Source organism: Niabella drilacis (assembly GCF_900101395.1).
Classification (GTDB): domain Bacteria; phylum Bacteroidota; class Bacteroidia; order Chitinophagales; family Chitinophagaceae; genus Niabella; species Niabella drilacis.
Genome location: NZ_FMZO01000008.1, coordinates 23,120 through 35,297, shown reverse-complemented (window position 1 = coordinate 35,297; position 12,178 = coordinate 23,120). Strand labels below are relative to the sequence as shown.

Sequence of the window (12,178 nt, the reverse complement as noted above, 5' to 3'; positions counted from 1 at the left end):
TTGTTATAATGATTGTATATAAGAAATAATCTTAGGTTCCATAGTTGTTGTCCAGAAATTTACCTGGTCGAACATTCCCGAATGACCTACTCCCTGTGCTTTAAAAATTTCTTTATTGAGGTAAGCTGATGAAATCTTTTCTGCCCAACTACCAGGATAAGCTTTATTGTTAGAGCTATATATAAAAAGTGTTTTGGTAGAAAAGTTATTGATACCAGCCGAAAAATCGGGCTTGACATCTTGTCCTAATTCATACGATGCAGCATTAACAACTGCACCACTTCGGGAAGCAACATAAGAAGGTGCATTATTACCTAAATCAGAACCTAAATCACCAACTATTGCATTTGTAGAACCCATCAAGCCAGCTTTGTAATCTAAGATTTCGTGCTGGTCTTCTTTGCCAGTCATAAACTGGTCAATATAGGTAGCATCATTTAATGCTTCGCTCCATAGTTTGAAAGACCGGGATTCTGAAATATAATCAACCACATCATCCCATTTTAAGCCACCCGGCTCAGCAACAATTAAACCATTTACCTCATTTGGATACTTACCAGTGTATCCGGTAGCTAGCATGGCTCCCCAGGATTGCCCTAATAGAATTACTTTTTGCGAAGCGGATGTTTTATAATGAGCTATAACACCTCTCAATTCATCGTAAAATATTTTATTGATGGCATCACTACCCTGTGACTTATACCAACTTTTTGGAAAACGTTGAGAAAGACCTGCACCCCGCTGGTCGTAAAAAACAACTCTATAACCTTTTGTTGCGAGGGTTTTGCAATTAAGCATGTAACGATAGTCGCCTCCGGGCCCACCATGAATACATATAATTAATGTGCCATTTTCCGGGCCAAAAGCTTCGGAATGCAGCTTTGCACCATTCACAGTTATTGACAGAAGTGTGTTGTCTTCAATTACGGTTTTGGGAACAAGATTACCAGGTTCGTTGATATATCTTTCTTTATTGCAGGAAAATGAGAATACTGACAGGGTTATGACGGTTAAATAGATTCTAAACAAATTTTTCATGCTACATACTTTTTGATTTTATTATACCCAACTTGCTTTATTGAAAAGTATATGACATTGACGAGTTAGGGTTAGTATATACCTGAGACTTCACAACCTCACTATTGATCAATATTTCCAGTTTTACGGTTTGAGCAGGATTAACGAAATATCCAAGCGTTACAATGTTATTTTTGTTTACAGTTTTAGTGATGACTTTCGTGAATGGTAATGTTGGGTTGTTAGCAGTAGTTTGCCCTCCGGTTTCATTATCATACGTTATTGAAGCAAGGTTGTTCGTTGTTGTACTGCTAACCTTATAAGTTATACTCACTTGTTTAGGATAAGTATTATCAGTACCTGAACCTGATTTTTTGCAAGAGGTCACGAGTAAAATGATTAATCCAACAAAAAGATATGTTTTAAGTAGTTTCATTTTTTAAAGTTTTAGATATGTTATATAAAAAGAATAATTGCTTAAAATTTATTAGTTGCTTCAGTGTATTTAGTTGTATTTTTTATAAACATAAATACTTAATCCTTCGGCCAGTGCCACGCATTCCACACAATAATTGATGTAATAATGCTTTCTAAAAAAGACAGCATCACATAAAATGTTCTCCATTCAGTAAAAGAAGAAACTCCCACAAACAAAGTGAACAGCGTTAGAAATACGCCAATTGAAATATTAAAAACTCTATTCCATTTTGGCTTTAGTATGAGTGAAAGAAAAATCATTAGTGATGGAAGTGTCAAAATAATAGTTGCAAAAAGCAATTTGTAAGGAGTATTCAATATGTTTTGCCCGTTTATCAAGCCTGCAACTTTTTCGGGAACGTATAATTCAAAATAGTCACCATAGATGTAAAGAAACATCACGGAAGCCCAAAGTGCTGAAAGCACCAGTTTGACATTGATTTTGAAATCTTCGTATTGATATTTTTTACTTTTCATTTCTCTTTATTTGTAAACCAGAAAATAGCAGCCAAAAACAGATACCGATTTCTGCAACTGCCGGAAGCATACTCATATATTTTCCTATCCCGATTTGGGAGTAATTTTCAAGTAAAGTATTTCCGGTAAAATTTATTAAATAGCCAATGCAGCCCAGCATCAATAAAACGCCTAAAAATTTCGGCATAAAGCCTGACCTGTAAACCAGCAACCCAAACGGGAAAAGCCAAAAGCCCCAAAACACAGTTGTAAGCAAAATCCCATCATTATACTGATGAAGAGAAAACATTAGTTTACTTTGTAAGTCTTCTATTGAAATATTTTGTAGTAAGGATTCTTTTCCAATCAGCGTTAGTGCCGCATATTTATGTTGCAAATTGTTAAACGATAAAGGCACACTTAATAATGCTAATATCACCATTACCCTTGCATGAGACTCATTAACAGTTCTTAAAAGCCGGTATAAGAAAAGTGGCAAAAAGGTAAATGTGACATAGCAGAGTACGCTGCTGTAAATGCCAAATCTGAATAAAGAAGCTGAAGTAGTAATATTATTGAACGTTACCCTGCTATTGTTCCAGTCAATAAGCTTTTGAGGAATATAGGCCAGGCTGAACATTCCTGTAATTATTACAATCAGATAAATAAGACCCACAGCTCTCGCCGTATTTTTACTTAAGTTCATGTTTCTTTTCTTGAAGGAGATTGAAAGACAGAAAGCAAAAATCGTCAAGCAAAATCAATACAAGGTCTCAATGGCTACTGTAATACAAACAACTTACATCATCATAAGTATTTGATAATAAATAAACTGTGGGTATTGATACTCCTTGAGTGAGAATTGATACTATTGATGTTTCATTGTTCCTGACTGTTCAGATATTCACTTGGTGTTTTTCCGGTATATCTTTTAAAATTCCGGTTGAACGAAGCTTTTGAGTTGAAACCGCAATCATAGGCAAGTGATATGATGGTATATTGCTTGTTTTCGGGCATATTTAGGAGCCGGAAAAATTCCTGAATACGCCGCTCATTGATGAGGTCATAAAAATTCTTTCGCTCATATTTGTTAATAACCTCAGACAATTTATTGGGATGGGTAGGAATAAGCTTTGCCAGTTCTGCCAGGGTTAGCTCCGGATTTAAAAATGGCTTTTCACTTTCTAAAATTTTCAATAATTGCTCATGTATCTGTAAAGATTCGTCCTCACTTAAATTGGAATATTGGTATTTGACCGGATGGGGTAGTTTATCGGGATCTTTCCCCTTTTCATCATCTATTAAAACCACAGTGGAGACGGTAGCGACTTTTGACCCGAAAACATTTACCTGTGTGATGCCGAAATAACCAAGCAAAATCACAAAAATGGTAGATGATGTCGAAATTATTTTTTCGCTTTGCTCGAACAGAACTATTAACCAAATTGTCAATATTCCGATTATCAGAAATACCAGCCAGTTGAATTCAATCCTTTCTGTATTGGAAAATTCATTTTTGATATTTCTACGATATTTAAATAGAATCCTGAGCGAAAAAAAACTATAAATAATGCCAGAGATATAAATCACCGATATTCTTAATAAATTTTCAAATTCATAACCGGCCCCTTCTGATTGCATAATAGTCAGTTTTTTAGTATGACTTAAAAAGAAAAAGCCAGTATAAATCAGAAAGATAATTGCAGCAGGCACGAAATGCCAAAGATCCCGCCATTGAAACTGAATATTGTGGGTTTGGTACCTAGTATATAAATATAAAAATACGGCGACTATTATGGGACTGGAAAAGCCAAGAACAAACAAGTCTGGACAAGTTAAATACAAGCCGGTTTCCAATAAAAATGAATGAAAAATAGTTTGGGCCGCAAAAAATAATAGTCCAGCAAGAATAAAATCAGTTGTATACTTCTTTTTCTTCGTTAACAGGATTACAGTCAAAAATAATGCAATCGAAATGCCAGTGACAAAAAAATAACTCATAAACAATATACTGGTAGAAAAGCAAAGATAGCAAGATTGGAATCTAAAATAAATTTCACAATAATAGAGGGTGACCCGCTTGCCGTTAAAGTACTATCGGACTATGTTGCGCAAGTGCCTTTTCGCAATTAGAGAGTACCTTTAAGGATGCCATACTTGTGATCTCCTCCCAAATTTCGGACGCAGCTAAGTTGGGGTTTTCAAGCTGCTGACCCTGTACCCTATATCGGACACAGCTAAAGTAGATTTTTCGGGTGCAAAAGATATTGAGTTGTAAAGAGATTTGCGTATAATAATTACAAATAATTTTGTAACGTGGTTATCTCTTTTAGTCATAACTGCTGTATCAAATGCTGTAAATCCGGGTCATTCTTAATACGCTCCAGCTCGCTTTCAACAATATGCGTACTGTGCAGCTTCACCAGTTTGTAATTGGCTTCTATGGGTACGGCTCCACTGGGGTATATCAATAAAATGCCAGAAGCTAAAAAGAAATTTATTGCACCACATGAATTTGAAGCCCCTGTTTTAAAATGGGCATTTGAACAGATTATAGCAAACAATTTCAATACCGAACAGATATGGAAAATAGTACGACAAAAAACCGATGGTAAAGGTCGGTTTAGCAAAAATAACTTTTGGGTCGCTCTGCGAAACCCGTTGTATTGTGGCAAGATCTTCATTCCTCCGTATAAAGAAGAACCAGGCTATTTAGTAACTGGACAACATGAGTCGCTAATTAGTGAAAAAATGTTTTACGATGTTCAGGATATTCTTGACGGGAGAAGACGAGTTATAAAACCTAAAATTGTTTCAACGGAAAATCTCCCGTTGCGAGGGTTTCTTAAATGTCCAAAGTGTGAGCGGATGTTAACGGGAAGTGCCTCAAAAGGCAAGATGGGGATTTACTATAATTATTACCATTGCACGTCCTCATGCGGAACAAGATTTAAGGCAGAAGATTCTAACAAGGCTTTTCTAAAGCAGTTGCAGTATTTATCTCCAAAGGAGGGCGTTGTAGATATTTTCATCGAAGCTTTTATAAGAGATTTCAATAATAAAACCAAAGCCCAAAATAGTGAAAGAGCCAGTATAATAGATGAGATTGATTCCATGAATAAACCTTATCAAAACGCACTAATAAAGAACGCTGATGGTGAAACGGCGGACGACGATTTTCAGGAATTAAAGAAAATGACTAAAAGCAGGATTGAGCAATTGGAGAAGCGATTAAATGACTTAGCCATAGTAGGTACTGAAATTAAAGACCTGGTGGCATATGCTTTAAAGAAAGTAGCGAACATTGATAGGCGTTATGAGAATGGAGATATTGAAGAGAAAAGAGCAATCGTGAGTTCGATGTTCCCTGAATTTTTGGTTTTTGACGGAACTCAACATCGAACCTCAAAAATAAATTCTGCCATAACACTTATCTATCAGAATAATAACAAGTTACTGGACAAAAACAAAGGGACAAATCTATCATTTTTAGATTTGTCCCTACAAGTGATCCCGCTGGGACTCGAACCCAGGGCCCATACATTAAAAGTGTATTGCTCTACCAACTGAGCTACGGAATCAACTGCGTTCCCGTTTGGGAGTGCAAAAATAAGGGAATCAATTTATTGCTCCAAAAAAAAACCAATGAATCTCAAAATATTTTTTCAATTTTCTTATGCCGGGCTTTACAAAGAGCCCCCACGCACTGCCTTGTTTAAGGAAGCCGGTCGGGTTCATATCCTTTTGACCGTAATAATGAAATGACCCTGTCCAGCTGTTTGTAAAATTTATCCTTTCTCCGTTCATCGGTTCCATAATGGATCAGCAGGATGCTTCCGTCCAATCCCTTTTCTTCCGCCACTTTTGTCAGCCGGTCCAGCAGCTGCTCACTGCTTTTATAATTGGATTGTTCCGGCCAGGTATAATCCGCATTGGTACCGGTGCCTGGTGTAAAATTGATCACCGTCAACCCCATTTCTTTTGCCCATTGCACAATGGCTTTGTTATACCATTCATAAGGCGGCAAAAACCATTGGCCTTTTTTAATGCCCATACCGCCCAGTGTCTTGTATGCGGACTCAAGATCATTTTTAAATTGCTCTTTTGTTACCAGCAGCGAATCCCGTTTTGTCCAGTCATTATATAATAAGTGTTTATCAGAATGGGCCGCTATATAATGTCCCTCTTTTTTTAATTGCACCACCAGGGGCCGGAACTCCGGGGTACGCAAAAAATCTCCTGTAAAAAAGAAACTGGCCTTTACACGGTTTTGTTTCAGCACCCGGTGAATATAGGAACCACCCTCCCCTTTGTCGTGCGCTGAAAAGACCAGGTAAACCTTCCGGCCGGGAAAGCCGATAACGGCCCCTTCACTATCAGTACGCAACGCCGTTTGTGCATGGGCTGCAGCCTGCATCTTCGAAAGATAATAACTCAGGCTGGCCGTACCATCCATGGTAGGCTCATTACTGGAATAATCACCATAATCATCATGATAAATAACAAGGGGCGACTGGAACTCCGCGAATTTATCGGGCTTATAGAGCCGGATGCCAATCAGCTTATCCCAGATGCTTCCATAGATAGGACCGTCTACCAGCCCCCCTGAAATTTTGTACCCATGTAAATGGGTAAATGCCGAATGGGGATCCCTGGGGGCTACGCCCCCTTCCGGCAGATCGCAGATCATACCGGTGCCCCAGGGATTGCAGCCAAACAACCAGTCGCGCATAGCCGCCTCCAGCTCGTCATACTGATGGTCGCCACTGGCTTCTTTATAAAGGCTGATCTGTGTTAAGAGCGCCACCGTAAGATTATTGGAACACCATATAAAAGGCACACCCATTAAAAAAGGATTGCCGCCCCCCCGCTGTTTTACCCGCTCAATACCCGCTCTCATAAAAGAGAGGTATTCTTTCGCACCGGCCGCCTGCCGGGCCCCGAAATAATGCCCCAGGTTCACAAACGGATACCACTGGTAATGCCGCGCGGTATCTGCACCCATCCAGGGAGTAACAGGCTCCCGGCGGGCAAAATCCAGCGCCTCTGTAAGATAGTCCGGCTTCCTGTCTGTTTCGTAAAGGGCAAGGGCAGCCAGTTCCATATCGTCCACATAATTATCTTCCTCATAAAAATACGGCGCACCAAAAGGAATGGTCTGGTTATTACCGGGATACTTTTTTCCGAATGCATACGCATCCCTTGCTTTTTCCGCCAGCTGCGCTGCAAAAGCAGGGTCATACCCCTTCAGGATCTTCGCACCCAGGGCAAAGGCAGATGCAAATTTGCCTGCGCTGGAAGCCACTCCCCGGGTCCGGTTCTGGTATTTGGGTCCCTGCGGTTTGCCGGAGATAAAATAGACCGGCCGGCTCAAACCCATGCCTGGCCCATAGTGTACCGTATCCTCATTGGGCAGCCGCATACCCCGGTGATCCCGGTCGTCTGCAATCTGGTTATAGTATTCCTCTTTGCCCGGGTTCATTTTTACCATCCACTCGAGTCCCCATCTTGCTTCATCCAGGATATCAGGGATCCCGTTGCCCCCCTTTTTCCCGGCAGCATCATACGCATCGCCAAAACTTCCGGGGTTCATCATATAGGCAAACAGCATTTGAAAAGCAGCGTTAGCCGATGTAGGCAGGTATTGCAGGTAATCAGACGCATCGTGCCATCCTCCTGCCACATCGATGCGCGTGGAATCTTTGCGTTTATCCTTATGGTACACTATAAATCCGTCCTCCGTATGACAACTATCGTTCAAAAAAGGATTAAACCGGGAACGTTGTTGCCGCATATATTGCAGGACAAAGTCTGCAGTACCATCGTATATACCATTATTAATGGTAAAAACAGGTGAAACAATACCCCCGGCTTTTATATAATACCTGCCAGGCGTTTTAAACGCTGTAAAATTTAAGCGGAAGCCTTGTTTAAAAGCAGCATAGGCCGCAAAGGCCTGTACCTTCCGGCTGGTAAAAACGGACTGGTGTGTAGTTGCATCCACAACAGAAAAATGTCCGCAATGGATCCGGTCTTTAGAAACAAGCACCGCTACTTTTATATCTTTTTCGGTGTAGCCCAATTGATTGATCCGTACCCATGACTGGGCATAACCCGCTACTGCAGCCCATCCCAAAAGGATCACCAGCTGTATTTTCTTCATTATATACCCGGCATTAAAAGTTATTTTTTAATATTTTATAAGTAGGTTTGTTGAAATATTTCAAATAGCCGCATGAACGAATATTACAAAGATAAGGTGGTCGTAATTACCGGGGGAACAGATGGGATTGGCCGTGCCCTGGTGGATGCCCTGCTTGGATTCGGCGCCAAAGTAGCCACCTGCGGGCGGAACCATGACAAATTATATGCCTTACAGGCGGCGCACCCCTCTTCTTTTTTACATACCCTCGTTGCAGACGTAAGCGCAGAAGCCGAATGCCAGCGTTTTATTGCCTCCACGGTTGAGGTTTTCGGGCGCATCGATGTCCTTATCAATAACGCCGGCATCAGCATGCGCGGACTTTTTAAGGACCTGGACGTTGCGGTGATAAAAAAACTGATGGACATTAATTTTTACGGGGCCGTTTATTGTACCAAATTTGCGCTCCCCTGGCTGATCGAAAGCAAGGGCACCGTTGTGGGCATCTCATCCGTTGCCGGTTACAGAGGACTGCCGGGGCGGACCGGCTACTCATCCAGCAAATTTGCCCTGCAGGGCTTCCTGGAATGCCTGATGACCGAACTCCGCGATGACCAGGTGCATGTAATGTGGGTAAGCCCCGGCTTTACCGCTTCCAGCATCCGCGATAATGCGCTGAATGATAAAGGAGAGAAACAAAAAGAAAACCCCATGGATGAAGGCAGGATGATGACGGCCGAAGCCGTTGCCCTGCGGATCCTCAAAGCCATTAAACAAAAAAAGCGAACCATCGTGATGACCACCACCGGAAAGGAAACCGTTTTCCTGAATAAATTTTTCCCGTCGCTTGCCGACAAGCTGGTTCACAAATTTTACTTTAAAAACAAAGAGTTGATAAAGTAACAAATGGTCGTTTACTTTGCAGGATATACCCGTAACAAAAAACAAGTGAATCTACTGAGCAGGAAATGAACTTTGTAACATTAACATCTGATATCGGATACCAGGATTATTTAGTGGGAGCTGTAAAAGCCCAATTGTTACAAGTAAATGCCGATCTGCAACTGGTAGATATATCACATAACATCACACCCTTCAATTTCCCCCAGGCTTCCTATGTTTGCCGCGGAGCTTTTAAGAACTTCCCGGAATTTACCTTTCACCTGATCCTGGTAAACCTTTTTGGTACCCGGCCGGAGAACCTGCTGGTCGCTTTCCACAAGAACCAGTACATTATCTGCGCGGACAACGGCCTGCTGAGTATGATCCTTGAGGAAAAACCGGATATTATCATTGGTGTACCGTTGAACAAAAATGCAATAAAAAACACCCTCTATGTTACAGAGGTCATGGCCAAAACGGTAGAGCGCCTGGTGAACGGCGAATCGATTCAAAAAATAGGGATCCCGGATTTCAGTTTCAGGGAAAAAAACCCGTTGCAGCCGCTGGTCGACAGCAGCTATATTGAAGGGCAGATCATTTTTATTGATAATTTTGAGAATGTTATTGTAAACATTACCCGGGAGCAGTTTGAGCAGCAACGCAATGGTCGTGGTTTTAAGATCGTATTTAAAAGAGACGAGGTGATTGACCGGATCAGTGAATCTTATGCAGATGTACGGGAAGGCGATAAACTGGCCCTCTTTAACAGTGCCGGCTATCTTGAAATTGCTATCAACAAGGGAAATGCCGCAGGCCTGTTCGGGCTAAAGGGTTTTTCCGACAAGGCCAGCCAGTCTTCCAATATTATGCAGAACCAGCTGCTTTATCAAACCGTGCGGATCTATTTTGAGTAAGAAACGGCTTACCGTTCCAGCTATCAGATTCAGTTTTCAGTTTTGATCATCAATAGAACATTGAGGCACGCACACGGATCTACCGTGAAACTTTAAACCTCAAACCTGAAACAAACATAGGAGCGGTCAGTTGTCAGCGTCCGTTCAACCACATTAAACAATATTAAACCACATTCAACAATATTAAACCACATTCAACAATGTTCCACCACGTTAAACCAGAAACGGCCTGTGATCTTTGAGGGCTGAAACACAAATCTACCTGAAACTACCTCAAACAAAAGTTATTTCGCCTCAAACCAAACCGGCTTCTGCTCATCCCAGCTGCCCCCGTAATTGATAAACAGCTCTTCCCCCGCCCGGATGTCCCGCACGGTTTGAATGGCTATGGAGTTGGTTGTATAATCCATTTCATATTCGCAGTTGGCCATATAGGAATGATTATAAACCGGAACCCAGCCCAATGCCATAGCACATTGCCCGCCGGTGCCCCATTCAAAGATGTAATCATGTAAAAGTGTCTGGTCCAGCAGCTCCCGCTCCTTTCCGGACATTACGATCACCGGGGCGATCTCGATAACGGAGCCCGCCGTAATCGCAACGCTTGTAAACACGCCCTTCCCCATTTTTTCTGTTCCTGCAATGAATAAACCAGGTGCCATCACGTTGTTATCTTTATTAGTAAAAAAGGAATATTTAACCAAAAAATAATACCGGGAGCCCCCTTCAGCAGCTCCGTTTGCAAAATAAACAAAGTTCCCGCATTTCTCTCCAAAAACCGCCTGTAACGGGTGTTAAAAGAAACCGAGCCCCTCAAAACTTTTCGTTCAGCCGGTTGAATAAGGAATGAAAAATTTTATGTACGTTTGACGCATGTCTTTTGAAGAAGAAGATAAAACATTGGTAGAATCTTTCAAAGAGGTCATTGCCACGGAAGACAAGCTGGAGATCAAAAAATTTTTAGATGCCCAGAATATTACGGATGTGGTGGATCTCGTCTACGAAATGCCGGAGTACGACAGTCAGATCATTGCAAACATGTCGGTACACCGGGCTGCCAGCGTTTTTAAACTGCTGGAGACAAGCAATCAAAAAGACATTATCCACAAGCTTCCTCCCAACAAGGCAGCGGAGCTGTTAAACGATCTGCCTGCAGATGACCGTACTGATTTCCTGGAGGAACTGCCCTCCAACGGGGTCCGGGAGCTGATCAAATTACTGGACCCGCAGGAACGGAAGATCACCCTTTCGCTGCTGGGATACCCGGAAAACAGCATCGGGCGCCTGATGAACCCCGACTATGTTTATGTGTATTCCTACAATACCGTTGCTGAAGTTTTTGACATTATCCGCAAGTATGGCAAGAACAGCGATGCCATCAACGTGATCTATGTTATCAATCATAAAGGCGAACTGCTGGACGATATCCGCATCGGCGAATTTATTTTAAACACCCCCGATACCCTGGTATCTGACCTGATGGACGAACGCCGGGTCATATCCCTGAACGCGTACGATGACCAGGAAACGGCCAGTGAGGTCTTTAAAATGAACAACCGGATCGCGTTGCCGGTTGTCAGCCAGAGCAATAAACTGTTGGGGATCGTAACCATCGATGATGTGCTGTGGGTGGCCACGGAAGAGTACAGCGAGGACATGCAGAAAATGGGGGGTACCCAGGCATTTGAAGAACCTTACCTGGATATTGCCCTTTTTAAACTGTATAAGAAACGCGTGGGTTGGCTCATCATCCTCTTTCTCAGCGAAATGCTCACTGCTACCGCTATGCAGTTCTTCGAAGTGGAGATCGAAAAGGCAACCCTGCTGGCCCTTTTTGTTCCGCTGATCATGAGCAGCGGCGGCAACAGCGGCTCCCAGGCCTCCACCCTTATCATCCAGGCCATGACCCTGGGTGAGGTAACCATTGCAGACTGGTGGAGGGTCATGCGCCGCGAACTGTTTTCCGGGGCCATGCTGGGCCTTACGCTTGGCACCATCGGGCTGCTGCGGATCATGATGTGGCAGCAATTGCATCTTTATGATTACGGTCCGCACTGGCTGCTCGTGGGAATCACTATTTTTTTTACCCTTATCGGTATTGTACTTTGGGGAAGCCTGATCGGCTCCATGCTCCCTATTGTCTTAAAACGACTGAAACTGGACCCTGCCACCTCCTCTGCACCCTTTGTGGCCACGCTGGTAGACGTCACCGGCATTATCATTTACTTCTCCGTAGCCTATATGGTGTTAAAGGGCACCCTTCTTTAAACAATATTTTAATAAAGGTGCG

At 42.3% G+C, this 12,178-nt stretch carries 10 protein-coding genes, 1 tRNA gene and 1 pseudogene; 4 read left to right on the top strand and 8 right to left on the bottom strand.

The window, feature by feature from the left end; all coding sequences use genetic code 11:
* Positions 1-3: 3 nt before the first annotated feature.
* The 5 genes from BLS44_RS14695 to BLS44_RS14675 all read right to left on the bottom strand — a co-directional run bounded on the left by BLS44_RS14695 (position 4) and on the right by BLS44_RS14675 (position 3,951).
* On the bottom strand, positions 4-1,038 hold the full coding sequence (locus BLS44_RS14695; RefSeq protein ID WP_090390896.1) for an alpha/beta fold hydrolase: 1,035 nt from the start codon (positions 1,036-1,038) through the stop codon (positions 4-6).
* 37 nt (positions 1,039-1,075) lie between these two features.
* Positions 1,076-1,453, bottom strand: a complete 378-nt coding sequence (locus BLS44_RS14690; protein WP_090390894.1) for a hypothetical protein — start codon at positions 1,451-1,453, stop codon at positions 1,076-1,078.
* Between the two features lie 98 nt (positions 1,454-1,551).
* The gene (locus BLS44_RS14685) at positions 1,552-1,971 is read right to left on the bottom strand and encodes a DUF6326 family protein (RefSeq protein ID WP_090390893.1); all 420 of its coding nucleotides are present in this window, start codon (positions 1,969-1,971) and stop codon (positions 1,552-1,554) included.
* Entirely contained in the window at positions 1,961-2,656 is a 696-nt protein-coding gene (locus tag BLS44_RS14680) for a DUF4386 domain-containing protein (RefSeq protein ID WP_090390891.1), read from the bottom strand. Before BLS44_RS14680 ends, BLS44_RS14685 begins: the two co-directional genes overlap by 11 nt.
* A 173-nt stretch (positions 2,657-2,829) precedes the next feature.
* On the bottom strand, positions 2,830-3,951 hold the full coding sequence (locus tag BLS44_RS14675; protein WP_090390889.1) for a helix-turn-helix domain-containing protein: 1,122 nt from the start codon (positions 3,949-3,951) through the stop codon (positions 2,830-2,832).
* Positions 3,952-4,392: 441 nt separating this feature from the next.
* Between BLS44_RS14675 and BLS44_RS27175 the strand changes: the two are divergent.
* A pseudogene (locus BLS44_RS27175) lies at positions 4,393-4,725 on the top strand (recombinase family protein); the annotation flags it as partial.
* Between the two features lie 733 nt (positions 4,726-5,458).
* Here BLS44_RS27175 and BLS44_RS14660 read toward each other — a convergent pair.
* A tRNA-Lys gene (locus BLS44_RS14660) sits at positions 5,459-5,531 on the bottom strand.
* A gap of 134 nt (positions 5,532-5,665) precedes the next feature.
* Positions 5,666-8,113 (bottom strand): bifunctional glycoside hydrolase family 9 protein/polysaccharide deacetylase, encoded by a 2,448-nt coding sequence (locus BLS44_RS14655; RefSeq protein WP_090390886.1) that lies wholly within the window; start codon positions 8,111-8,113, stop codon positions 5,666-5,668.
* A gap of 72 nt (positions 8,114-8,185) precedes the next feature.
* Between BLS44_RS14655 and BLS44_RS14650 the strand changes: the two genes are divergently transcribed.
* Positions 8,186-8,995: an SDR family oxidoreductase gene (locus BLS44_RS14650; RefSeq protein ID WP_090390885.1), complete on the top strand. Its 810-nt coding sequence runs from the start codon at positions 8,186-8,188 to the stop codon at positions 8,993-8,995.
* A gap of 65 nt (positions 8,996-9,060) precedes the next feature.
* Entirely contained in the window at positions 9,061-9,888 is an 828-nt protein-coding gene (locus tag BLS44_RS14645) for an SAM hydrolase/SAM-dependent halogenase family protein (protein WP_090390884.1), read from the top strand.
* 284 nt (positions 9,889-10,172) lie between these two features.
* Here BLS44_RS14645 and BLS44_RS14640 read toward each other — a convergent pair whose 3' ends face one another.
* Positions 10,173-10,550: an SET domain-containing protein gene (locus BLS44_RS14640; RefSeq protein WP_090390882.1), complete on the bottom strand. Its 378-nt coding sequence runs from the start codon at positions 10,548-10,550 to the stop codon at positions 10,173-10,175.
* A gap of 211 nt (positions 10,551-10,761) precedes the next feature.
* Between BLS44_RS14640 and mgtE the strand changes: the two genes are divergently transcribed.
* Positions 10,762-12,156: a magnesium transporter gene (gene mgtE, locus BLS44_RS14635; protein ID WP_090390880.1), complete on the top strand. Its 1,395-nt coding sequence runs from the start codon at positions 10,762-10,764 to the stop codon at positions 12,154-12,156.
* The last annotated feature ends 22 nt before the right edge of the window (positions 12,157-12,178 follow it).

Excerpts from the sequence above, each read along its gene's own strand:
- BLS44_RS14695 (WP_090390896.1), bottom strand. The coding sequence starts at position 1,038 with ATGAAAAATTTGTTTAGAATCTATTTAACCGTCATAACCCTGTCAGTA.
- BLS44_RS14690 (WP_090390894.1), bottom strand. The coding sequence starts at position 1,453 with ATGAAACTACTTAAAACATATCTTTTTGTTGGATTAATCATTTTACTC.
- BLS44_RS14685 (WP_090390893.1), bottom strand. The coding sequence starts at position 1,971 with ATGAAAAGTAAAAAATATCAATACGAAGATTTCAAAATCAATGTCAAA.
- BLS44_RS14680 (WP_090390891.1), bottom strand. The coding sequence starts at position 2,656 with ATGAACTTAAGTAAAAATACGGCGAGAGCTGTGGGTCTTATTTATCTG.
- BLS44_RS14675 (WP_090390889.1), bottom strand. The coding sequence starts at position 3,951 with ATGAGTTATTTTTTTGTCACTGGCATTTCGATTGCATTATTTTTGACT.
- BLS44_RS14655 (WP_090390886.1), bottom strand. The coding sequence starts at position 8,113 with ATGAAGAAAATACAGCTGGTGATCCTTTTGGGATGGGCTGCAGTAGCG.
- BLS44_RS14650 (WP_090390885.1), top strand. The coding sequence starts at position 8,186 with ATGAACGAATATTACAAAGATAAGGTGGTCGTAATTACCGGGGGAACA.
- BLS44_RS14645 (WP_090390884.1), top strand. The coding sequence starts at position 9,061 with ATGAACTTTGTAACATTAACATCTGATATCGGATACCAGGATTATTTA.
- BLS44_RS14640 (WP_090390882.1), bottom strand. The coding sequence starts at position 10,550 with ATGGCACCTGGTTTATTCATTGCAGGAACAGAAAAAATGGGGAAGGGC.
- mgtE (WP_090390880.1), top strand. The coding sequence starts at position 10,762 with ATGTCTTTTGAAGAAGAAGATAAAACATTGGTAGAATCTTTCAAAGAG.